Consider the following 22104-nt stretch of genomic DNA (forward strand, 5'->3'; position numbering starts at 1 on the left):
CCCGCTCCATTCTCTCTCAGGAGAGATTTTTCCGAAAAACATCCATGACATTACGATCTGACCGGGCCTGACAAAGGCTTCGTTTGCCATGTCGGAAAAAGTTTAGCATCGCGGCGGAATAAACCGCATGCGGCTTGCGTATACTGGATCATGAGCAACAAACGGCAGCCCTTCGACGTTCTGACACAGCTTTCGAGCTTGCGTCGTTACGCGCGCTCGCTTGTTCGCCACCCTGATGATGCGGAAGACCTGGTCCATGACGCGCTGGTGCGCGCCTATGAACGCAAGGCGACATTCCGCACCGGCGGCAACCTGCGCAACTGGCTGCTGTCGATCGTCCACAACACCCATATCGACCGCCTGCGCCGCGCCAAATCGCTGGATCGCCGCCATGACGACGCGGCCTATTTGGTCGACACCGTGGAGCAGACCGATCCCCATCACTCGATCCGCCTGAAACAGTTGCGCGAGGCGTTTCACGATCTGCCCGATGAGCAGCGCGATGCCCTGCATCTGGTGGCGATCGAAGGCCTTTCCTATCAGGAGGCCGCCACCGCCCTTTCCATTCCCGTTGGCACGCTGATGTCGCGCATTTCGCGTGCGCGCGAAAAACTGCGCGCCTTCGAGGAAGGCCGGCGCAATGCCACACCCAGTCACCTGAAGATCATTGGAGGCGGACGCGATGAAACCCGTTGACCCGATCCTGCCCACCGATATCGACGCCTATGTGGACGACCAGCTCGACACCGCGCGCCGGATCGAGGTGGAGGCCCATCTGTCCGAACACCCGGAGATCGCCGCCAAGGTGATGGCCGACCTTTCCATTCGTGGCGAATTGCGTCTGGCGCTGGCAAAGGCGCCGACACATGGCCGGCCCGAAACCCGCGAGGCCGCCCGCCGCCTCCAAGGTGCGCTGTCGCGCAACCGCATGATCCATTCGATCCAGCGCGTGGCGGCAATCGGCCTGCTTCTGTGCGCCGGCTGGGTTGCCAATACCTATGTCGGCCCGTTCACGCCGAGCACGGTGGAAGCCTCGACACCGGTCCCGAGTTTTGTCGATGCGGCGATCGGTGCGCATACGACGTCGAAACTGCGCTCGACCATGCCGTCGCAGACGGAAACGGCCAATTACGACGCCGCCGACATCCGCTCGGCCACCGCCATCGTCATGCCGGATATTCCGGCCGACTGGCAGGTGAAGGACGTACAGATCTTTCCATCCGCCTTCGGCCCGAGCGTCGAGGTGACCATCCTGCGCGACGGCACCGAACGCCTGTCGCTGTTTGCCGTACGCCCCGGCAGTTTTGCCGTGCAGCAGGCGATGCTGACCAAATCCGGCGGTGTGCAGGCTTCCTACTGGCAGATCGGTGACGTCGCCTATGCGCTCGTTTCCGAAACAGACAACGCCAACCAGCTCAAGGACGAGGCGCAAACCCTCGCCGACACGCTTTACTAAGTTCAACAGAGGAGCAATTTCATGAATACGCCCCGTTTCGGCTACAATGCCTCGGTCGAATCCCGCGCGGGATTTGACGAGGGCCTGCGCAAGCACATGCTGCGCATCTACAACTACATGGGCCTCGGCCTGGTCATCACCGGCATCGTCGCTTTCGTCGTCGGCACCACGCCGGCGCTCTACGTGCCGATCTTCTCGTCGCCGCTCAAGTGGGTGGTGATGCTGGCCCCGCTCGCCTTCGTGTTCTTCTTCTCGTTCAAGATCCAGTCGATGTCGGCCGCATCGGCACAGATGACCTTCTGGGCCTTCTGCGCCGTGATGGGTCTTTCGCTCGCTTCCGTGTTCCTCGTGTTCACCGGTGCCAGCATCGCCCGCACCTTCTTCATCGCCGCCACCATGTTCGGCGCGACCAGCCTCTACGGCTACGTCACCAAGCGTGACCTCGCCAAGTTCGGCTCGTTCATGATCATGGGTCTGATCGGCGTGATGATCGCCTCAATCGTCAACATCTTCCTCGGCTCCAGCGCCCTGCAGTTCGCCGTCTCGGTCATCGGTATCGTCGTTTTCGTCGGCCTGACCGCCTGGGACACCCAGAACATCAAGGAACAGTATGCCGAAAACTACGATCAGGAGAGCCAGCAGAAAATGGCCGTGATGGGCGCGCTGTCGCTCTACCTGAACTTCGTCAACATCTTCCAGCTGCTGTTGAACTTCACCGGCCAGCGCGAAGAATAAGACGCATAACCAAGGAGTATCCTTCATGGACCAGAACGACCGCCACGCAATCGACGGCCTGTTCGGTAAACTGAAGCAGGTTGAAGGCCAGACCGGACCACGGGACGGCGAGGCCGAAACCTTCATCAACCAGCGCGTCGCATCGCAGCCGGCAGCGCCCTATTTCATGGCGCAGACGATCGTCGTGCAGGAGCAGGCACTTGAAGCCGCCCAGCGTCGTATCGAGGAACTGGAATACCAGGCCTCGGCACGCCCCGCAGGCGGTGGCGGGTTCCTCTCCAACCTGTTCGGCAACAACAGCCAGCCGCGTCAGCAGCCCGCCAACAGCGCCGCCTATCGCGGTGCGGCACCAGCGACAGCTGCCGCTTACGGTAATCAGGGTTACGCCCAGAATGCCAATGGCGACGCGAATGGTCAGCCGGGCGGCCAGCAGGCCGGACAGCCAAGCGGCCCCTGGGGTCGTCAGGGCGCCGCACAGCGCGGCGGCTTTGGTGGCGCGGGCGGCGGCGGCGGTTTTCTGGCCGGTGCTGCGCAGACAGCCATGGGTGTCGCCGGCGGCGTGCTGCTCGGCAATGCCATCATGGGCATGATGGGCGGCAACGAGGCTCAGGCAGCGGAAACGCCAGCCCCTGAACCAGCACAGCCGGCCGAAGATGCCGACACCGGAATGGATGACGGCGGCGACGACATGGATTTCTGATCCTCATCGCCTTCACCATCCGAAATGGCCGCGCCTGCCCGCGGCCATTTCTTTTTTCTGTCACGTCCTTCGCCTAAAAGGCTCGCATCGTCAGCGCATTCGCATTACCTCTGGACCCGATGGCCTCAGAAGAACACCCTCATGTCGCCGACGATCACAACTGCGAGCAGAGCGCTCTGCGGTTTTCCGAAATCCTCGCAAACCTTGCCGGCGACGAAACGCGCGATCGTGTCTCGGTTGCCGATATCCTCGCCAGCATGAAGGACCGCGCCATCGGCGCACTGATCCTGGTCTTCGCGCTGCCCAACTGCCTGCCAGTGCCACCCGGCACCTCGGCCATACTGGGCGTGCCGCTGATATTCCTGACGGTGCAACTGATGTTCGGCTGGAAACCCTGGCTGCCGCAGTTGATTTCCGCACGCTCGATGGCGCGCACCGATTTCGGCACGATGATGAGCAAGGCCAATCCGTGGATCGCCAAGGCGGAACGGATGCTGAAACCGCGGCTGACAATGTTCGCGGCGCCACCGGCAGAACGGTTGCTCGGCGCCCTCTGCCTGGTCCTCGCGCTCGTGCTGGCGCTGCCCATCCCGCTCGGCAATATGCTGCCGGCGCTGGCGCTGTGCGTCATCGCCTTCGGCATTCTCGAAAAGGATGGCATCTGGACGATCGCAGGCGCTGCGATCGGTGTCGTTTCGCTCGGCGTTGTTGCAGGCGTGGTCTACGCCATGATCAAAAGCGCGATCTATCTGCTCCTGACCTTCTTCCAGTAATCAACTGCGCGAAAACACGTAGTCGGTTTCCTGCCGCAGGGTTTCGCCGGGCCGCAGCACGGCGCTGGGGAACCGCGGATGATTGGCGGCATCCGGCCAGACCTGCGTTTCCAGGCAGAAGCCGCCGTAATTGTCGTAAGGCCGGCCACCGATGCCGGACACCGGCACATGCAGCTTCACGCCGGCATAAAACTGCACGCCCGGTTCCGTGGTGCGCACTTCCATGGCCACGCCGGAATGGAGACTGCGCACCAGTGCCACGCTGCGTTTTTCCGTCCGTTCGGTCGAGAGGCAGAAATTGTGGTCGTAAGGCACCTGCTGGCCGGCGACCTCCCGGCGGATCGGCCGCATCTGATGAAAGTCGAAATCCGTACCGGCGACCGGAATGAGCGATCCGGTTGGCATCAGCATGTCGTCAACCTGCAGGTAATGATCGGCGGCCAGCATGATCTGGTGGTCAAGGATCGTATCGCTGCCATCGAGATTGAAATAGGAATGCTGGCAGACATTGCAGATGGTCGGCTTGTCGGTGATCGCCTCGTAGATGACCGAAAGAACGCCATCATCCTTGAGATGATAGGTCGCCGTGATCGTACAGTTGCCGGGATAACCGCCGCGACCATCGCCATCGGTGATCGACAGCACGACGCGGTCGGCGGAAAGATCGACGATCGTCCAGTTGCGTTTGGCGATACCGTCGCTGCCGCCATGCAGATGGCCCAGACCGTTTTCGTTGAGTTCCAGCTGGTAAGCCTGACCATCCAGTTCGAAATGGCCGGCGCTGATGCGGTTGGCGACGCGGCCGGGCGTGGCGCCGAAATAGGGCGAATAGCGCAGATACTCATCGAGCGTGTTGAGGCCGAGCACCAGTGGTGCCTCATGGCCTTCGAACCGCAGGTCCTGAATGACCGAGCCCCAGGTGAGAACCTTGGCGGTCAATCCACCACCGGATATCGTCACCCGGTGGACGGTCTCCCCCTTCGGCGTGTGACCGAAAACCTCGCGTTCCCCTGCAACCATAAACCCAGCTCCCTCAACCTGAGACAGCAACCTGTCTCATTTGGGTTGGCTTAGCAATGGGTTACGCATATTCGCAGTTATGAAAACCTTGCGACGGGAGATCCCGGTCGCAAGGTGCACCGATCAGTCGCGATCCTTGCCGATTTCCTCCAGATCATAGGAGGTGGTCTGGTAGATCTCATTGATCCAGTTTCCGAAAAACAGATGCGCATGGCTGCGCCAGCGGTTTTGCGGCGTCAGTTCGGCGTCGTTGTGCGGAAAGTAGTCATGCGGCATCTTGATCGGGATACCGGCATCGACATCGCGAAAATATTCGTCGGCAAGCGAGGTGGAATCGTATTCCACATGGTTGAACATGTAGAGCCGGTTGCCCTTTTTCTCGTGCACGAGGCACACGCCCATTTCCTCGGATTCCATCAGGATTTCCAGATCCGGCACCTTGGCGATGTCTTCACGGCGCACTTCCGTCCAGCGCGACACCGGCACCTGGAAATCGTCGGAGAAACCGTTGAGATAGACCGAAGCCGGCGCGAGATTGCGGTGCCGGTAGACGCCAAAGGCCTTTTCCTTCAGCTCGTGCTTGGGAACGCCATGGAAATGGTAGATCGACGCCATCGCACCCCAGCAGACATTCAGCGTCGAATGCACATTGGTATGCGTCCAGTCGAGGATCGTTTTCAACTCATCCCAATAGGTCACGGTCTCGTAGGGCAGCGTTTCCACCGGCGCACCGGTGATGATGAACCCGTCGAACTTGCGGTCCTTCACCTCTTCCCAGGTCTCGTAGAAGGACAGGAGATGTTCCTCCGACGTGTTCTTGGCCTTGTGGCCACCGATGCGCACCAGCGAAAACTGGACCTGCAGCGGCGAGGCGCCGACGAGGCGCGCCATCTGGATCTCGGTCTTGATCTTGTTGGGCATGAGGTTGAGCAGGCCGATCTGCAACGGGCGGATGTCCTGCCGCACGGCGGCGGTCTCGGTCATCACGCGCACGCCTTCCTGAACCAGCGTCTTGAAAGCAGGCAGGGTATCGGGAATCTTGATCGGCATGTTGGAACCCACAAAACAGAAAACCGGCCGCAAAAAATCGCAAACCGGTCCGTGGGAAGTACCTATTCCTCGCGGCCCTTTAGCGACTTTTTTAACGTGGCTGCAAGCCGGCCGGCCAAATCACCACGAAGTTCAGCATTTGAGATAATCCTTGCTGAGGCTGCCGTCAATGGCAGCATGATTTTGCCTTGAAGAGGCAGATCGCAGGCATTCTCCGTCACCTGACGAAAATCATCGGAATTGGGCGTCACGCTTTCCCTTTTTCGCCGGTTTGCGCTATGGGCATTGCCGATGACATCAACGACCTTCACCATTCTGCTTGGCGGACCACTGACCGTGACCGAGCGCCTGACACAGGCACTGGCCGGCAGCCGCAGCATTGCGGCCGATAGCGGCATGCGCCATGCGGCAGCACTTGGTTTGCAGCCGGAGCTCTGGGTGGGTGATTTCGACTCGTCCGACGCCGGCCTTCAGCAGCAATGGCCCGATGTCGAACGTCAGTCCTATCCGCCTGCCAAGAACGAAACGGACGGCGAAATCGCCACCGGTGAGGCCATCGCACGCGGGGCAAAACGCCTGATCCTTGCCGGCGCGCTGGGCGGCGAGCGCTCGGACCATGCGTTGCAACACCTGCTGCATGCCGTGCGGCTGGCCGAGGAGGGGTTCGACATTCTTCTGACGTCGGGCGAGGAAGAAGCCGTGCCGCTTCTGCCGGGCACGATCACTCTCGACCTGCCCGGCAATTCGCTGTTTTCGGTTCTCGGCTTTTCCGATCTGGAAGGGCTCGATATCCGCAACGTCCGTTATCCCGTCACCGACTTTTCGCTTCCATTCGGCTCCTCGCGCACCGTTTCCAATGTCGCGGAAGGCACCGTGGAATTTTCTCTTCAGCGAGGCAGGGCAATCGTCCTCGCCCGCCCCTATGACCTGACCGGAGCCTGAACCATGGCACCCCCAATTCTGAAACTCGACGACATCCTGCTGACCTTTGGTGGCGCGCCGCTTCTGAACGGCGCCAACCTGCAGGTGGAACCGGGCGACCGTATCTGCCTTGTAGGCCGCAACGGCTCGGGCAAATCGACACTGATGAAGATCGCTGCCGGCATTGTCGAAGCGCAATCGGGCGAGGTCTTTCGTCATCCGTCGGCGACCATTCGCTATCTCGAACAGGCGCCCGATTTCGGCGGCTACACCACCGTTCAGGCCTATGCCGAATCCGGCCTTGGACCGGGCGATGATCCGTACCGCGTCACCTATCTTCTGGAACATCTCGGCCTGACCGGCGAGGAAGACCCTGCCCGCCTTTCGGGCGGCGAGGCACGCCGTGCCGCACTTGCCCGCGTCATGGCGCCGGAACCCGATATTCTGATGCTGGACGAGCCGACCAACCATCTCGACCTGCCGACCATCGAATGGCTGGAAGAAGAGTTGCGCAAGACGCGCAGCGCGCTTGTCGTCATCAGCCACGACCGTCGTTTCCTTGAAAAGGTGTCGAACGCCACCGTCTGGCTGGACCGCGGCACATCCCGCCGGCTTTCGCGTGGCTTTGGCCATTTCGAAGCCTGGCGTGATCAGGTGCTGGAAGAGGAAGAGATCGAGCAGCACAAGCTGGGCAAGGCAATCGAACGCGAAGAACACTGGATGCGCTATGGCGTGACCGCACGCCGCAAGCGCAACATGCGCCGCGTCGGCGAATTGCAGGCCATGCGCGCCGATTATCGTGGCCACAAGGGAGCGCAGGGTTCTGTTCAGGCCTCGGTGGCCGAAGGTCGCGAATCCGGCAAGCTGGTGGTGGAAGCTGAAAACATCACCAAGGCTTATGAAGACCGCACCATCGTCGCACCCTTCTCGATCCGCATCCATCGTGGCGACCGCATCGGTCTCGTCGGCCCGAACGGCGCCGGCAAGACGACACTTCTGAAGATGCTGACCGGCCAGTTGAAGCCCGACAGTGGCTGGATCAAGCTCGGTACCAATCTGGAAATCGCCACGCTGGACCAGAAGCGCGAAGATCTCGATCTCGAAGACACGCTGTCGCATTACCTGACCGACGGTCGCGGCGAGACATTGCTGGTCAATGGCGAGCAGCGGCATGTGGCCGGTTACATGAAGGACTTTCTGTTCCAGCCGGAGCAGATCCGCACGCCGATCAAGAACCTTTCGGGTGGCGAGCGCGCCCGGCTGATGCTGGCCCGCATGCTGGCCAAGCCATCGAACCTGTTGATCCTCGACGAACCGACCAACGACCTCGACATCGAGACGCTTGATCTGCTGCAGGAAATCGTTGCGGGTTATAACGGCACCGTCATTCTCGTCAGCCACGACCGTGACTTTCTCGACCGCACCGTGACCTCGACCATCGCGCCGGCCAGCCCGGATGCACCGGATGGCGACTGGATCGAATACGCAGGTGGCTACACCGACATGCTGGCGCAGCGAAAAGGTGCCGCTGACGAAAAGCGCAAGGCGGAAAAGGCAAAGTCGGTGGCAACACCCGCCGCATCGTCATCGACAGCTGGCGAGCCGGCGAAATCCAAGGGCAAACTCTCCTTCAAGCAGAAGTTTGCGCTCGAAAACCTGCCGAAGGAAATCGCCAAGGCAGAAGCCGAGCTTGCCAAGCACGATCAGGCCATGGCCGACCCCAACCTGTTTTCGAAGGACCCGAAAGCCTTTGCAAAACTGGCGGAACAGGCGGCGGCCTTGCGTGAAAAACAGGCAAAGATGGAAGAGGAATGGCTGGAGCTGGAAATGCTGCGCGAGGAGCTGGAAAGCTAATGCAAACAAAATGTTATTGTTAACAATATTTTAGACCGACAAAAATCTGTCGCGTGGCGGAACATTAGCGTTTGCTGGACGTTCGATACGTAATCCGGTCACATGCCCTTGGAAAAGGCCTGTGCCGGAGACATGTTTCGAGTTCAACGAGGGGACGTTCCGTGTCGGCGAGTTCTGCGTTTCGCCGAGTGGCGAGCAAACAAATGATTCAACGGGTTATGATCGTTGAGGACGAATTCCTCATTGCACTTGATGTGGCCGAGACCATTGAAGGAATGGGCCTGGAAGTCTCCGGTTTTGCCAGCGGACGCAAGCATGCCATGGCACTTGCGGCTTCTTCCGACATTGCTCTTGTCGACATCAATCTTTCCGATGGTCCGACCGGACCCGAGATCGCCCGGCAGCTGGCCGAGGAATTCGGCATCACCGTGATTTTCATGACGGCCAACCCGGAAGACGTGAATGACGGCGTCGAAGGCACGCTCGGTGTGCTGACCAAACCGGCCATGCCGGAAGTGCTGGAACAGTCGATCAATTATGCGATCGCCAGCCGCGTCGGCGGCATCGCGGCCGTGCCGCGTGAGCTGCACGTGTTCCGCCATACCCAGCACTGACGCCCCATCGGCGGCGCTTGCCAAGATCGCAGGCACGGATTACATCTTTTACCGCTCTAACGGGGTGCTGCATGTAAATGCGGCTGAGAGGCTTTTGCCAACCCGCGGAACCTGATCCGGCTAACACCGGCGGAGGGATTAGACGGCTCATCATCAGCGCCCTATTCCCATTATTCGTATTGAGGAGGCGCCGATGCGCAAACGAATATTTTCCCTTGCCGCGGTTTTGACTGCCGCTCTGTCCTTTGCCCTGCCGGCCCATGCGCAGGAGAAAAAGACACTCACTGTCTACACCTACGAAAGTTTTGTCGCCGAATGGGGTCCCGGCCCCAAGGTGAAAGCGGCGTTCGAGAAGACCTGCGACTGCACGGTCAATTTCGTCGCCGTCGCCGATGGCGTGGCGCTTTTGACGCGCCTCAAGCTGGAAGGCGCCGGCACCAAGGCCGATATCGCACTCGGCCTCGATACCAATCTCGTGAAAGAGGCGATCGATACCGGCCTGTTCGACAAGAGTGGCGTCGACACGGCGAAACTGACGGTTCCCGGCGGTTATCAGGACGATATTTTCGTGCCCTATGACTACGGCCATTTCGCCGTTGTCTACGATACGCAGACGCTGAAGAACCCGCCGAAAAGCCTGAAGGAACTGGTGGAGGGCGACCCTTCCCAAAAAATCGTCATTCAGGACCCACGCACCTCGACGCCGGGTCTCGGTCTGCTTTTGTGGGTGAAATCCGTGTATGGCGACAAGGCGCCGGAAGCCTGGGCACAACTGAAGAAGCGCGTGCTGACGGTAACGCCCGGCTGGTCGGAAGCCTATGGCATGTTCACCAAGGGCGAAGTGCCGATGGTACTCTCCTACACCACCTCGCCCGCCTATCACATGGTCGAGGATAAGAGCGACCGCTATCAGGCCGCGGCCTTTTCCGAAGGTCATTATATCCAGATCGAGGTGGCCGGTCTCTTGAAGAACACGCCGAACAGGGAACTGGCGCAGAAATTCCTCTCCTTCATGGTGACGCCAGCGTTTCAGGACGAGATCGCCACCACCAACTGGATGATGCCGGTAACGGCAACCGACAAACCGCTGCCGGACGCTTTCGACAAGCTGGTGAAGCCGTCAAAGACGTTTCTGATGGACCCGGCACAGGTGGCAAACAACCGCCGCGCCTGGATCGATGAATGGCTGGCCGCCATGAGCCTGAACTGACCCATGCTGACGAAGGCGGAGCGACAACGCGGATATGCCGGCGGCGGAGTGGTTTTCGCCGGCATCACCCTGTTCATCGCTCTCGCCGTCATCGCCCTTCTCTTCTTCGACAGCGGTGACACGGGCCGACCACTGTTCGATGCCTATGTCTGGCGTATTCTGCGTTTCACGCTTTTGCAGGCAGGGCTTTCGACATTGCTTTCGGTGGCACTTGCCTTGCCGCTGGCGCTGGCGCTGGCACGCCAGCCCAAATTCCCCGGCCGCATCTGGATCATCCGGCTGATGGCCGTGCCGATGGGCCTGCCGGTTCTGATCGGCGCGCTTGGCCTGATCGGCATCTGGGGCCGCACCGGCGTGCTCAACAGCGGGCTGGCGATGATCGGCGTCAGCGATCCGGTCAGCATCTATGGCCTGAGCGGTATTCTGATCGCACATGTGTTTTTCAACCTGCCGCTCGCCTGCCGGCTGCTTCTGGCCGGGCTGGAGCGCCTTCCGCCGGAATATTGGCGATTGTCGGCCAGCCTCGGCTTGCCCTCTTTCTCCGTATTCCGTTTTGTCGAGTGGCCGGCGGTGAAGCCACTTCTGGCCGGGATTGCGGGATTGGTGTTTATGCTCTGCGCCACCAGCTTTACGCTTGTGCTAGTGCTTGGTGGCGGGCCGGCAGCAACGACGCTGGAAGTGGCGATCTACCAGTCGCTGCGCTTCGATTTCGATCCTGCGCGCGCCATCTCCCTATCCCTGCTGCAGATCGCCGTCACCGCATCGGTTCTGGCTCTTATGGCGCTGCTGCCGACACCTGGGGACGACAATGCCGCCACCGGTCGTTCGGCACGGCGGTTCGATGGCGGCAGCAGCGCTGCGCGTTTCTGGGATGGAATTTTTATTGTCCTCGCCGTGCTCTTTCTGTGCCTGCCACTCGTCTCCATCCTTGTTGCCGGGGTAAAAGCCGATTTTGCCCGGCTGTTGACCACCCCCGTATTCTGGAAGGCAGTATGGACGAGTGTGTGGATCGCCCTTATGGCCGCAATGATCTCGCTGGCGGCGGCGATCACCATCATCAATGCCCGCGCCGCCCTGGCCGACAGCCGCAAACCCGGCCTCACCGCCCGCAGTTTTTCCGCCCTGCTTGCCAGCCTGTCATCGCTTGTGCTGCTTGTGCCGCCGGTGGTGATCGGTACCGGCTGGTTCCTGCTGCTCCGGCCTTACGGCGAGGTTTCGCGCTTTGCACCGCTGCTGGTGGTGATGATCAACGCCATGACCGCCCTGCCCTTCGTGATGCGCGTTCTGTCTCCCGCCTTTGCGATACACAGGCAACGGACGGCCAGACAGGCCACCAATCTCGGCGTTTTCGGCTTCACACGGCTGCGGCTGATTGACCTGCCGGTGCTGAAAACCCCTCTCGCCACAGCCCTCTCCTTCGCCATGGCTTTGTCGCTCGGTGATCTCGGCGCGGTCGCGCTGTTCGGATCGGAGGATCTCGTCACCCTGCCCTGGCTGGTCTATAGCCGGCTGGGCAGCTACCGTACCGCCGATGCGGACGGGTTTGCACTGATTCTGGCCCTTCTGTGCCTGGGCTTGACGATTGCCGGCACGGCCGGTCAACGCGACAGGAAAGACGAACGAGGATGACAGCCAGCGAGCCATCCGGCATTCGAGTGCAGAACGTGGGCCTGACGCTGGGCACCCGAAAATTCCGGTTCGATTGCGAACTGCCAGGCGGCGCGATCACCGCCATTACCGGCCCCTCAGGATCGGGAAAATCCACACTTCTCAACCTGATCGCCGGCTTCGAGACACCGGACAGCGGAAAAATTTCGATTGGCGGCAGCAATGTCACGGCATTGCATCCTTCGCAGCGGCCGGTGTCGCTGGTGTTTCAGGATAACAATCTTTTCGCCCATCTGGACCTTGCCACCAATATCGGCCTTGGCATTCACCCCGCGCTGAAGCTCACCTCCGGCGACAGGAAACGGATAAGCGAGGCGCTGGAGCGTGTGGGTTTGGGCGGATATGAAAAGCGCATGCCGGGCACTCTGTCCGGCGGCGAAAGACAGCGTGCCGCTTTTGCCCGCGCGCTGGTGCGGCAGCGCCCCGTGCTTCTGCTGGATGAGCCTTTTGCCGCACTTGATCCGGGCCTGCGACAATCGATGGCACGGCTGCTGCTGGAACTTCACCGTGAGACGGGCAACACTGTCGCCATCGTTACCCACGATGCCGGTGAGGTGCGCCAGCTTGCGGATCACGCGCTGTTCATCGATCATGGCGAGGTCGCCTTGCAGGCGGAAATCGAGGTATTTCTGATGCGCAGGGACGTGCCCGGCCTCACGGAATTCCTCGACTTGTGAAAAAGCGTCAACGGGCGTGCCACAATTTGGACGTGGGCTGATGCAAAGTCCGCTATCCGAACGATAACGGATTGGTAATTACTTGCAAAAGCTTGGCTTCTTTCTATTTCCTTGGACATTCGTGCATGCAGCACGCAAAATCAGTTAAGTGGAATATGACGTTTGGCGGGTTTCAGGCGTCGGGTCATCGTGGAGACCCGACAGGCAGACCTGCCACTACAGGCTTGAGCAAATGACGGTTGGCAAAGCGGCAACAGATATGACGGAAGGCAGCACCATCGGAGCTCGCATCGGTGCACCTGCAGTCAGGCGCAGACGCCTGCCATCGGCAGGACTTTGCCTGTTGCTGGCAGGCGCAACATTCCTGTCCGGTTGCCAGTCCATCCTCGACCAGACCTACCAGGCCAATGTTTCGCCGTCGTCCAATCCGCAGATCGTCGACGAGGTGCAGAAGAACGATCCGCGTGCGCAGATGGGTGCGCGCGAGCATCCGCGCATCGTGGCGAGCTACGGCGGCGAATATCACGACGCCAAGACGGAACGCCTCGTTGCCCGCATTGCCGGTGCGCTGACGGCGGTGTCGGAAAACCCGAACCAGTCTTTCCGCATCACCATCCTGAATTCCCCGGCAATCAACGCATTCGCGCTACCCGGCGGTTATCTTTACGTGACGCGCGGCCTGCTGGCACTTGCCAACGACGCCTCGGAAGTGGCGGCCGTGCTCTCGCACGAAATGGGCCACGTGACCGCCAACCACGGCATCGAGCGCCAGAAGCGTGAAGAAGCGGAAGTGATCGCCAGCCGCGTGGTTGCCGAAGTCCTCTCCAGCGATCTTGCCGGCAAGGCAGCGCTGGCGCGCGGCAAGCTGCGCCTCGCCGCCTTCTCGCGTCAGCAGGAACTGCAGGCCGACGTGATCGGCGTGCGCATGCTGGGCGAAGCCGGTTACGACCCCTATGCCTCGCCGCGCTTTCTCGACTCCATGGCGGCTTACGCCCGTTATTCGGCGGTCGATCCGGACAATGACCAGAGCCTCGACTTTCTGTCCAGCCACCCGAACGCGCCACAGCGCGTGGAACTGGCGCGCCAGCACGCCCGCAATTTCGGCCAGGAAGGCACGGTCGGTGACCGTGGTCGCGATTATTACCTCGCCGGCATCGATGGTCTGCTTTACGGCGACAGCCCGGAAGAAGGCTATGTTCGCAACGAGACCTTCCTGCATGGCGGGCTGGGCATCCGTTTCGACGTGCCGGAAGGGTTTCGCATCGACAACAAGGTCGAAGCCGTTCTGGCAACCGGCCCGAACGAAACAGCGATCCGCTTCGACGGTGTGGCCGCCGGCGATACCGGCAGCCTGACCAATTACATGACCAGCGGCTGGGTGGCCGGCCTGCTGCCCGATACCGTCCGGGAAATCACCGTCAACGGCCTGCCGGCGGCAACCGCCCGCGCCAGTGCCGAGCGCTGGGATTTCGACGTTACCGTCATCCGCATTGACAAGCAGATTTTTCGTTTCCTGACGGCGGTGCCGAAAGGTAGCGCCATCCTGCAGCCGACGGCCGATATCCTGCGCCAGAGCTTTCGCCGCATGACACCGCAGGAAATCGCCAGCCTCAAGCCGCTGCGCGTGCGCGTCGTCACCGTCGCTGCCAACGACACGATCACCAGCCTCGCGGCGCGCATGATGGGCACGGATCGCAAGCTCGACCTGTTCAAGCTGATCAACGCCATGCCCGCCAGTGCAACCGTATCGGCGGGGCAAAAGGTGAAGATCATTTCGGAATAGGCCCGACCCGGATCCGGCATATAGAGCCAAATGCAAAAAGCCTCCTGACCGCGCGGCCAGGAGGCTTTTTCATATCAACCAACGGCAAAACCGATACGCATCACGTATCGGCGCCTCCAGAGTTTTGGCAGTTGTCAGGAAATGGCAGCCATCTGCGGGTTCATGGTCACCAGCGCCGACTTGAGCTTCTCGATGGCCCGGCTTTCGATCTGGCGCACGCGTTCCTTGGAAATGCCCAGTTCCGCACCAAGCGCTTCCAACGTTGCCCCGTCATCCGTCAGGCGGCGGGCGCGAATGATCTTCTTTTCACGATCGTTGAGCTTGGTCAGCGCACCCTGCAGCCATTTGAGGCGGCGTTCGCCATCGATCATGCCGGAAACCTGTTCATCCGGCAGCGGCTCTGCGCTTTCCAGCATATCGAGGCGCTCCCCGCTGTCGGCATCGCCGGCGATCGACGGCGCCTGCAGCGATGCGTCATTGCCGGAAAGGCGTGCATCCATGGTCTGAACGTCGGAAACGCTGACGCCAAGCGCCACGGCGATTTCCTCGTGAATGGCCTGGGCGGTGAGATTGTTGTCGCCACGCGCCAGCTTGGCACGCAGGCGGCGCAAATTGAAGAACAGCGCCTTCTGGGCGGAACTGGTGCCACCACGCACGATCGACCAGTTGCGCAGGATGTAATCCTGCATCGATGCGCGGATCCACCAGCTTGCATAAGTGGAGAAACGAACATCGCGGGCGGGCTCAAACCTTGCCGCCGCTTCCAGCAGCCCTACATAACCTTCTTGTACGAGGTCGCTCATGGGAAGCCCGAAGCCGCGGAACTTCGATGCCATGGCGATCACGAGACGCATGTGGGCAAGTGCAATCTGATTGCGTGCGTCCTGGTCCTGATCGTCCTTCCAGCGCACGGCGAGGTCTTTTTCCTCCTCGCGAGCCAGGTAGGGTGCCGACATGGCAATCTTGATCATATTGCGGTCTGCGGACATGGCATTCATCACGGTCTCCTTGAAACAAGTTGATCCGGCAAAGACATCGCAATTTCACGGGACCAAAAACGTAAGCGGGGGTTAAACCCTTGAAATACGGCATTTTTGGCGTGAGATTGTGGTGTCGTTGCGCCCCTCGTTGTGTCGCTCGTCTTAAGGGATACGCAGCTTGCGCCATGTCCCCCGTGGATGAAAACTGCGCCCGGTTCCATCAAACACCAGAGCGCCGTTCCGGCGGGGTAACGCATGGGACCAGAAATGGTTCCAATAAAAAACCCGGCAGAGCCGGGTTTTTTAATTCAGGTCAATGCCGCCTTGATCAGGCTGCTTCTTCCTCTTGTGCATCGTCGTCTTCGACCGACTTGCCACGCTTCGGGCCCTTGGCGAGATTGGTCTCGATCAGGCGAACGGACTCGGTGTCAGACATCTTGTTGACGGCGGCAATTTCACGCGCCATGCGGTCAAGAGCAGCCTCATAGAGCTGACGCTCGGAATAGGACTGTTCCGGCTGATTTTCAGCGCGATAGAGATCGCGGACAACTTCTGCAATCGAGATCAGGTCGCCGGAATTGATCTTTGCATCATATTCCTGAGCGCGACGCGACCACATGGTGCGCTTGACGCGGGCCTTGCCCTGAACGACCTTCAATGCACGTTCGACGAAGTCCGTTTCGGAAAGCTTGCGCATGCCGATGCTGACAGCCTTGGCGACCGGCACCTTGAGGCGCATCTTATCCTTTTCGAAATCGATGACGAAAAGTTCGAGCTTCATGCCCGCCACTTCCTGCTCTTCGATTGTGGAGATCGTGCCCACTCCATGCGCCGGATAGACAATGGATTCACCAGTCTTGAAGCCGTGGCGCGCTGAAGATTTTTTCTGCTGGGTCGTCATTCTTACAATACTCTCCCTGTTACGCTCCCGGCGTTCTTGCCGGGGCCGGGTCAGTCAGGCCCGGATGAGACGGGGGAAACCGTCGGGTGACTCCATTACTGGTCCGCTTGACGCGCGTGCGAAAAAAACAACAGGATCACAATTAGCGACAGACACCCGGACTTGATGGCAACTCAGGGGATCGCGCAAAAGGGACGTGTTGTTTTCGTGATGTTTTTAGGGCACACGCATGCCGCTTTGTGGAACAGTAAGAGTTGTCTACCACAAAAATAGGCGGAAATCAATGATTTGGTTTCGCCGTTGCGAAGAAACAACGCCCGAATCACTGCGCAAAGGTTAGGCAATGCCAAACGGCATTGGTTGCTTCCGCTCGAATATGCAGGGTGGCGGCAGCTATAACTGCCGTTTGATACCCTGATGGATCAATCACCAGTGCCTGGCTCAGCCGAGAAAAACTGCTCGAACTTGTCCGAGACGCCGTCCATTTCCTTGGCTTCCGGCATAGCATCACGCTTGATGGTGATGTTAGGCCAGACCTGCGCATATTCGGCATTGACCTTCAGCCACTTGTCCAGCCCCGGCTCCGTATCGGGCTTGATCGCCTCGGCGGGACATTCGGGCTCGCAGACGCCGCAATCGATGCACTCGTCGGGATGGATGACGAGAAAATTCTCGCCTTCGTAGAAGCAGTCGACAGGGCAGACTTCGACGCAGTCGGTATATTTGCAGCGAATGCAGTTATCGGTCACGACGTACGTCATGAAGCACTCCAGATCAACACGGTGGTCAGGAACCCGATTTCGGGAAATGTCGAGCCCTGTGGGCCGGACGAGGACAACGCGACCGCTGGAACGACAGAGGCGGGCTATCCGGCTGTTTCGAACGTCAGGTAAAGCCTTTGACGCCGCTTAGCAAGGATAAAGCTTTTCGAAAAAACATCCGCTTTAGGTGGTTTGTTCTAATCGTCACGCCAGTCGATGTCGGGACCGCCCGCATCCGGAAAAAGACGATCGGTTTCGCGGCGTTCCTTTTTGGTCGGTCGACCGCTGCCAGGCGTCCGCTGCGCCTGCTCGAAAGCGTTCAGGCGTGCGGTTTCCTCCCGCGGCGGTGTCAGATCTTCGTAAAGCTGCCGGGCCTCCTCGAAAGGACCGCGACGCTCGCCGGCGGACCTGACGACAAGGATAAGATCACGGCGCTCCAGTGAAAGCTCGACCTTGTCGCCGGCCTTCACCTCGAAACTGGGCTTGCGGATGGGAAGCCCGTTCACCCGCACATGGCCCGAATTGAGCAAGGCCTGTGCCAGCGAACGCGACTTGGCCATGCGCGTGAAGAAAAGCCACTTGTCGATTCGCTGACGCAGATCTCCAGATGGCTTTTCCGTCATGGCGTTACTTCTTCATCTGCTCCTTGAGAGCAGCCAGCTTTGCGAAAGGCGAATCCGGATCGACCGGTTTTTCCTTACGCGGCGGGCGTGCCTCGAAGCGGGCCGGTTGCTGCGACTTGTTACGGTCGTTGCGATCATTGCGATCCGGACGGTCACCACGCGGCGGACGATCGCCACCACGATTGTCGGGACGACGGTCGCCACGGTTCGGCTTGCCGCCATCACGACCACGCGTTTCCTGATCGCCACGGCCTTCCTGGTTACGACCTTCGCCACCGCGACGGTTGTCACGACGCTGCTGGCCTTCACCGGCTGCAGCCTGGCCTTCGCCACGGTTATTGTTGTTTCCACGACGATCGCCCTGCGGACGTCCGCCACGCTGCTGTTCGCTGCGACCGCCACCCGGACGCCACAACAGAACCGGCTTCGGCTCTTCAGCTTCAGCGACAGGCGCTTCGGCATCGGCTGCCGGTGCGGCTTCAGTTGCAGTTTCGACTTCGGCGGAAACTTCCGGCGACGGCTCGACGGCTTCTGCACCAGCCTCAACAGGGGCCGCTTCGACCGCGGGTTCCGCTGACGCTTCGGAAGCGTCCGTTTCGTCCGTGGCAACCGCTTCGTCGGCTTCAACAGCAGGCTCTGAGGTCGCAGCAGCGGACGCTGCCGCCGGCTTGGAATCCTCACCGGCGAGGAATGCGGCGGCCTCTTCAGCCTTCACGGCATCGGCACGATAACCGAGACCCTTGAGAATTTCTTCCATGTCGTCGGCAGTGGCGCCGAGGATGGAAAGCATCGCCGTTGTCGTGGTGAAGCGACGGCCATCATACGCGCCTTCCGGACGCGGCTGGCCGGGCTTCCACTGCAAGAGCGGACGGATGAGGTCTGCGAGACGCTCGAGGATATCGATGCGCACGGCGCGCTTGCCGAGGAATCGGAAGCCGGCCAGACGATAGAACATCCGCTCATAGGTGGCATCGGCAACGACCGAGGTACGGCCGGCAGCCAGAGCCGGAATGAGTTCGCCGTAACCCGGCTTGTCGAGGCCATCGTACTTGAGCGCCCAGAGCAGGGTGATCAGCTCTGCTGGCGCCGGCTTCAGCAATGCGGGCATGAAGATGTGGTAGGCGCCGAAACGCACGCCGTAACGGCGCATCGAGGCACGGCCTTCCTGATCCAGCGACTTGACGTCGTCCGCAACGTCACGGCGGAACAGCACGCCGAGATTTTCGACGATCTGGAATGCCAGGCCCTTGGCGATGCCCTGCAGGTCTTCGGCACGCGACAGGTCGTCGAGCGGCTTCAGCACGGTTGCGATATGATGATTGACGAAGCGCTCGATACGGGCAGCCGCGTGATCACGCGCATTGCCGGTCAGCTGCTCGTCGGAGAGCAGGATGACGCGCGGCCGCATGACGTGGTCGCTTTCCGCAAGACGGGCCACCGGATCGCCGAGCCAACGGACGAAACCATCCGAGCCGAGCGCGAGGTCGCCGTTACCGCTCGCGTAAAGCCGCGCGGCACGTGCCTCGAATTCCAATGCCAGCGCTTTTTGCGCAGCCGTCTGCACGGCCTTGGCATCCGGTCCTTCCGTCCCAGAGACGGCGGTAAACCGGAAACCGGCAAGTTGTCCGACGTGATGTCCCTCGACGAACACATCGCCATTTACACTAATTTCTGCTTCCAGCATCGCATTCTCTCTCAGGCGCTTCATGAGCACAGATGTCCTGCGATCAACAAAGCGTTTCGTCAACCTTTCATGTAGCGCGTCCGACAACCTATCCTCGATTTCCCGTGTCTTTTCTTGCCAGTGTGTCGGATGCGCCAACCAACCCGGGCGATTTGAAACATAAGTCCATGTTCTGATCTGAGCGATTCGCGCCGAAAGCGTGTCGATTTCGCCTTCGGTTCGGTCGGCCCTTTTCACCTGCTCGGCCATGAAATCTTCATTGACCGCGCCATGCCGTACAAGATCGGAAAAAAGCGTCGAAATCAGGTCCGCGTGATGCGCCGGTGCAATTCTGCGATAATCGGGAAGCGCGCAGGCATCCCACAGCGTTTCAACCCGCGCCGGCGTCGTCGCCAGATCACGGATTTCGGGATAACGTGACAGGTGATCGAGCGCCTGACTGTCGGTTGCCGGCAAGGCGCGTGTCAGACCATGAACGACAGGGCTGACATCGAGGCTGTTGCGCAGATCGCGCAGCGACGAAAAGTCGAGTTGCTTGGAACGCCACTGCAGCACTTTCACGCTGTCGAACTGGTTGCTTTCGATCCGCTCGACCAGTTCCTCGTCAAAAGGCTGCACCTGACCGGTCACGCCAAAGGTACCATCGCGCAGATGACGACCGGCACGACCGGCAATCTGCGCCATTTCCGACGGATTGAGATTGCGGAACTGGTAACCGTCGAATTTGCGGTCCTGCGCAAACGCGACGTGATCCACATCGAGATTGAGGCCCATGCCGATCGCATCCGTGGCGACGAGATATTCGACATCGCCGGACTGGTAGAGCCCGACCTGGGCATTGCGCGTGCGCGGGCTGAGCGCGCCGAGCACGACAGCCGCACCGCCGCGCTGACGACGGATCAATTCGGCAATCGCATAAACTTCGTCTGCCGAAAAGGCGACGATGGCAGTGCGTTGCGGCAGGCGGGTGATCTTTTTCTGGCCGGAATAAAACAGCTGCGAAAGGCGTGGCCGCTCGACAATGGTTATGCCCGGCAGCAGTTTTTCGAGGATCGGCCGCATGGTGGCGGCGCCCAGCAGAAGGGTTTCCTCGCGACCGCGCAGATGCAGGAGGCGATCGGTAAAAATATGACCGCGCTCGAGATCGCCTGCCAGCTGCACTTCGTCAATGGCGACGAACGCGGCCTTTGTCTCGCGCGGCATCGCCTCCACCGTGCAGACGGAAAAGCGCGCCATATGCGGCGTGATCTTTTCCTCACCGGTGATCAACGCGACATTATGGTGTCCGACCTTTTCGACCAGACGGACATAAACCTCGCGCGCAAGCAGGCGCAGCGGCAGTCCGATGACGCCCGATCCATGCGCCACCATGCGTTCGATCGCAAAATGCGTCTTGCCGGTATTGGTCGGTCCGAGCACCGCGGTAACGCCGCGGCCGCTCAATATCATGGGCTGAACATTCAAGACAAAAGTCCGCACTGAAAACGAGTTCATCTGCGGACTTGACCGCCGACGGCTTCGCCACAGATGGCGATAGTGACCTTCAAAGGCAAGCCGTTTCTTGCAATGGGACGATGCCGATCAATGCAAAAACCTGGGCAGTCGAGAAAAACCGAGTCTTTTCCGCTGCTTGGAACAGGGTGGGAACGAAACGGCGACGAATCGCTGACTTGCCCGGATTCCGCATTTGTTCCGGAGAACCTAACCTTAAACTTATTTTGCGGTGGACAATGAGGGTATAAATACGATTCATGCTCTTATTTGAATGCAAGATTTCATGCTCTATCCTTTATCCATTGCTAAGAAACGGTACTGACTATGAATCAAGAGTTGGTCAGACAAACTGAATTGATTGAGAACAAGCGTGCGAATTTTTCCGTTGCCGGAGGGCTAGAGTGACAGTTCACTCGATTTTACAATTTTTGGTCTTGGCCCACGAGGCGAAAAGCCAGACAGAACTGGCAGCGGAATTCGAGGCGGTGCTGAAGAATTACAATTTCAGCTACTACGGCGTCTGGATGAAATCCAAATCGCTGGGCTATCTCGATAGTACAGTCCTGTGGGGACGCTCGCCCGATGGTTGGCAGGAAACATATGCCGCCAAGAAATTCGGCCTTGTCGATCCGACGATCCGGATGCTCGCGGTGGCACAGCGACCTTTTCGCTGGCGTGAAGCAGTCAGCATGTTTCGCAGCGATCCCAATCGAAAGCGCATCCAGCGGATGATGCAGGACGCGTCTCGCAGCGGGCTGCATGACGGCTATACGTTTCCGATCCATGGCCGCAATGGCCTGCTGGGCCATGTAAGCATCGGCGGCCAGTTCATCGATCTTTCGCCAGCAGAAATGACGATGTTTGATGCCGCTGCGAAAAAGATGTTCTGGCGCACGCTGGAACTCGGTGGACAGACCTCGCATTTCGAAGCGATCAAATCGGTCGAGACGACATTAACGCGCCGTGAAACAGAAGTGCTGCATCTTCTCGCCGAAGGCATGACGTCTCACGAGATCGCCAAGACGCTGACCATTTCGAACCATACCGTCGATTGGTACATCAATGCCATTCAGGAAAAGTTCGAGGCCAGCAACCGGCAACATGTCGTCGCCATCGCCTTTCGGCTTGGTCTTGTCTCGTGAGATTGTCGCACACGCCTTTTCCGCGATAGATTGGACTTGATCCGGCAGAATATTAGTG

At 59.9% G+C, this 22104-nt stretch carries 20 protein-coding genes and 2 riboswitches; of the genes, 13 read left to right on the top strand and 7 right to left on the bottom strand.

Features of this window, described 5'->3' with window-relative positions; genetic code table 11:
* Positions 1-150: 150 nt before the first annotated feature.
* The 5 genes from AAIH70_RS20130 (at position 151) to AAIH70_RS20150 (ending at position 3664) form a co-directional block, all read left to right on the top strand.
* Positions 151-696: a sigma-70 family RNA polymerase sigma factor gene (locus tag AAIH70_RS20130; protein WP_132277419.1), complete on the top strand. Its 546-nt coding sequence runs from the start codon at positions 151-153 to the stop codon at positions 694-696.
* On the top strand, positions 683-1456 hold the full coding sequence (locus AAIH70_RS20135) for an anti-sigma factor family protein (protein ID WP_132277421.1): 774 nt from the start codon (positions 683-685) through the stop codon (positions 1454-1456). Before AAIH70_RS20130 ends, AAIH70_RS20135 begins: the two co-directional genes overlap by 14 nt.
* Before the next feature lie 21 nt (positions 1457-1477).
* On the top strand, positions 1478-2191 hold the full coding sequence (locus tag AAIH70_RS20140; RefSeq protein WP_132277423.1) for a Bax inhibitor-1/YccA family protein: 714 nt from the start codon (positions 1478-1480) through the stop codon (positions 2189-2191).
* Positions 2192-2216: 25 nt separating this feature from the next.
* On the top strand, positions 2217-2891 hold the full coding sequence (locus AAIH70_RS20145) for a DUF2076 domain-containing protein (RefSeq protein WP_132277425.1): 675 nt from the start codon (positions 2217-2219) through the stop codon (positions 2889-2891).
* Between the two features lie 119 nt (positions 2892-3010).
* Positions 3011-3664 (top strand): exopolysaccharide biosynthesis protein, encoded by a 654-nt coding sequence (locus AAIH70_RS20150; RefSeq protein WP_430035229.1) that lies wholly within the window; start codon positions 3011-3013, stop codon positions 3662-3664.
* Here the strand turns inward: AAIH70_RS20150 and AAIH70_RS20155 are convergent, their stop codons facing one another.
* Together AAIH70_RS20155 and metA are read right to left on the bottom strand one after the other, a co-directional pair.
* Positions 3665-4684 carry an aldose epimerase family protein gene (locus tag AAIH70_RS20155; RefSeq protein WP_132277429.1) on the bottom strand — a complete coding sequence of 340 codons (1020 nt, stop codon included), beginning with the start codon at positions 4682-4684 and terminating at the stop codon, positions 3665-3667.
* A 123-nt stretch (positions 4685-4807) separates the two neighbouring features.
* Complete coding sequence (metA, locus tag AAIH70_RS20160; RefSeq protein ID WP_132277431.1) at positions 4808-5734, bottom strand: homoserine O-acetyltransferase MetA; 927 nt, start codon at positions 5732-5734, stop codon at positions 4808-4810.
* A gap of 59 nt (positions 5735-5793) precedes the next feature.
* A riboswitch (SAM riboswitch) is annotated at positions 5794-5871 on the bottom strand.
* Positions 5872-6025: 154 nt separating this feature from the next.
* Between metA and AAIH70_RS20165 the strand changes: the two genes are divergently transcribed.
* The 7 genes from AAIH70_RS20165 (at position 6026) to AAIH70_RS20195 (ending at position 14461) form a co-directional block, all read left to right on the top strand.
* Positions 6026-6676: a thiamine diphosphokinase gene (locus AAIH70_RS20165; protein WP_132277433.1), complete on the top strand. Its 651-nt coding sequence runs from the start codon at positions 6026-6028 to the stop codon at positions 6674-6676.
* 3 nt (positions 6677-6679) lie between these two features.
* On the top strand, positions 6680-8509 hold the full coding sequence (locus tag AAIH70_RS20170) for an ABC-F family ATP-binding cassette domain-containing protein (protein WP_430035232.1): 1830 nt from the start codon (positions 6680-6682) through the stop codon (positions 8507-8509).
* Positions 8510-8670: 161 nt separating this feature from the next.
* Positions 8671-9123 carry a response regulator gene (locus tag AAIH70_RS20175; RefSeq protein ID WP_430035234.1) on the top strand — a complete coding sequence of 151 codons (453 nt, stop codon included), beginning with the start codon at positions 8671-8673 and terminating at the stop codon, positions 9121-9123.
* A gap of 50 nt (positions 9124-9173) precedes the next feature.
* A riboswitch (TPP riboswitch) is annotated at positions 9174-9278 on the top strand.
* Positions 9279-9316: 38 nt separating this feature from the next.
* Complete coding sequence (gene thiB / locus AAIH70_RS20180) at positions 9317-10333, top strand: thiamine ABC transporter substrate binding subunit (RefSeq protein WP_132277439.1); 1017 nt, start codon at positions 9317-9319, stop codon at positions 10331-10333.
* 3 nt (positions 10334-10336) lie between these two features.
* The gene (gene thiP, locus AAIH70_RS20185; protein WP_132277441.1) at positions 10337-11962 is read left to right on the top strand and encodes a thiamine/thiamine pyrophosphate ABC transporter permease ThiP; all 1626 of its coding nucleotides are present in this window, start codon (positions 10337-10339) and stop codon (positions 11960-11962) included.
* Positions 11959-12678 carry an ATP-binding cassette domain-containing protein gene (locus tag AAIH70_RS20190; RefSeq protein ID WP_132277443.1) on the top strand — a complete coding sequence of 240 codons (720 nt, stop codon included), beginning with the start codon at positions 11959-11961 and terminating at the stop codon, positions 12676-12678. Before thiP ends, AAIH70_RS20190 begins: the two co-directional genes overlap by 4 nt.
* Before the next feature lie 232 nt (positions 12679-12910).
* Positions 12911-14461 carry a M48 family metalloprotease gene (locus tag AAIH70_RS20195; protein ID WP_245519257.1) on the top strand — a complete coding sequence of 517 codons (1551 nt, stop codon included), beginning with the start codon at positions 12911-12913 and terminating at the stop codon, positions 14459-14461.
* Between the two features lie 134 nt (positions 14462-14595).
* On the opposite strand, the gene AAIH70_RS20200 is transcribed toward AAIH70_RS20195, so the two are convergent.
* The 5 genes from AAIH70_RS20200 to AAIH70_RS20220 form a co-directional block, all read right to left on the bottom strand.
* On the bottom strand, positions 14596-15459 hold the full coding sequence (locus tag AAIH70_RS20200) for an RNA polymerase factor sigma-32 (RefSeq protein ID WP_132277445.1): 864 nt from the start codon (positions 15457-15459) through the stop codon (positions 14596-14598).
* Between the two features lie 310 nt (positions 15460-15769).
* Entirely contained in the window at positions 15770-16342 is a 573-nt protein-coding gene (locus AAIH70_RS20205) for a CarD family transcriptional regulator (RefSeq protein WP_132277447.1), read from the bottom strand.
* 422 nt (positions 16343-16764) lie between these two features.
* A complete protein-coding gene (gene fdxA, locus AAIH70_RS20210) occupies positions 16765-17103 on the bottom strand; it encodes a ferredoxin FdxA (RefSeq protein ID WP_132277449.1) in 339 nt (112 codons plus the stop codon).
* A 197-nt stretch (positions 17104-17300) separates the two neighbouring features.
* Positions 17301-17726, bottom strand: coding sequence for an RNA-binding S4 domain-containing protein (locus AAIH70_RS20215; RefSeq protein WP_132277451.1), 426 nt, complete (start codon positions 17724-17726; stop codon positions 17301-17303).
* A 4-nt stretch (positions 17727-17730) separates the two neighbouring features.
* Positions 17731-20859, bottom strand: a complete 3129-nt coding sequence (locus AAIH70_RS20220; RefSeq protein ID WP_207908283.1) for a helicase-related protein — start codon at positions 20857-20859, stop codon at positions 17731-17733.
* Positions 20860-21305: 446 nt separating this feature from the next.
* Here AAIH70_RS20220 and AAIH70_RS20225 point away from each other — a divergent pair, with 446 nt between their 5' ends.
* Positions 21306-22046, top strand: coding sequence for a helix-turn-helix transcriptional regulator (locus tag AAIH70_RS20225; RefSeq protein WP_132277455.1), 741 nt, complete (start codon positions 21306-21308; stop codon positions 22044-22046).
* The last annotated feature ends 58 nt before the right edge of the window (positions 22047-22104 follow it).

Source organism: Neorhizobium sp. BT27B, assembly GCF_050455485.1.
Classification (GTDB): domain Bacteria; phylum Pseudomonadota; class Alphaproteobacteria; order Rhizobiales; family Rhizobiaceae; genus Neorhizobium.

Excerpts from the sequence above, each read along its gene's own strand:
- AAIH70_RS20200 (WP_132277445.1), bottom strand. The coding sequence starts at position 15,459 with ATGAATGCCATGTCCGCAGACCGCAATATGATCAAGATTGCCATGTCG.
- AAIH70_RS20130 (WP_132277419.1), top strand. The coding sequence starts at position 151 with ATGAGCAACAAACGGCAGCCCTTCGACGTTCTGACACAGCTTTCGAGC.
- fdxA (WP_132277449.1), bottom strand. The coding sequence starts at position 17,103 with ATGACGTACGTCGTGACCGATAACTGCATTCGCTGCAAATATACCGAC.
- metA (WP_132277431.1), bottom strand. The coding sequence starts at position 5,734 with ATGCCGATCAAGATTCCCGATACCCTGCCTGCTTTCAAGACGCTGGTT.
- AAIH70_RS20195 (WP_245519257.1), top strand. The coding sequence starts at position 12,911 with ATGACGGTTGGCAAAGCGGCAACAGATATGACGGAAGGCAGCACCATC.
- AAIH70_RS20220 (WP_207908283.1), bottom strand. The coding sequence starts at position 20,859 with ATGATATTGAGCGGCCGCGGCGTTACCGCGGTGCTCGGACCGACCAAT.
- AAIH70_RS20165 (WP_132277433.1), top strand. The coding sequence starts at position 6,026 with ATGACATCAACGACCTTCACCATTCTGCTTGGCGGACCACTGACCGTG.
- thiB (WP_132277439.1), top strand. The coding sequence starts at position 9,317 with ATGCGCAAACGAATATTTTCCCTTGCCGCGGTTTTGACTGCCGCTCTG.
- AAIH70_RS20215 (WP_132277451.1), bottom strand. The coding sequence starts at position 17,726 with ATGACGGAAAAGCCATCTGGAGATCTGCGTCAGCGAATCGACAAGTGG.
- thiP (WP_132277441.1), top strand. The coding sequence starts at position 10,337 with ATGCTGACGAAGGCGGAGCGACAACGCGGATATGCCGGCGGCGGAGTG.
- AAIH70_RS20170 (WP_430035232.1), top strand. The coding sequence starts at position 6,680 with ATGGCACCCCCAATTCTGAAACTCGACGACATCCTGCTGACCTTTGGT.
- AAIH70_RS20205 (WP_132277447.1), bottom strand. The coding sequence starts at position 16,342 with ATGACGACCCAGCAGAAAAAATCTTCAGCGCGCCACGGCTTCAAGACT.
- AAIH70_RS20135 (WP_132277421.1), top strand. The coding sequence starts at position 683 with ATGAAACCCGTTGACCCGATCCTGCCCACCGATATCGACGCCTATGTG.
- AAIH70_RS20145 (WP_132277425.1), top strand. The coding sequence starts at position 2,217 with ATGGACCAGAACGACCGCCACGCAATCGACGGCCTGTTCGGTAAACTG.
- AAIH70_RS20190 (WP_132277443.1), top strand. The coding sequence starts at position 11,959 with ATGACAGCCAGCGAGCCATCCGGCATTCGAGTGCAGAACGTGGGCCTG.
- AAIH70_RS20140 (WP_132277423.1), top strand. The coding sequence starts at position 1,478 with ATGAATACGCCCCGTTTCGGCTACAATGCCTCGGTCGAATCCCGCGCG.
- AAIH70_RS20150 (WP_430035229.1), top strand. The coding sequence starts at position 3,011 with ATGGCCTCAGAAGAACACCCTCATGTCGCCGACGATCACAACTGCGAG.
- AAIH70_RS20155 (WP_132277429.1), bottom strand. The coding sequence starts at position 4,684 with ATGGTTGCAGGGGAACGCGAGGTTTTCGGTCACACGCCGAAGGGGGAG.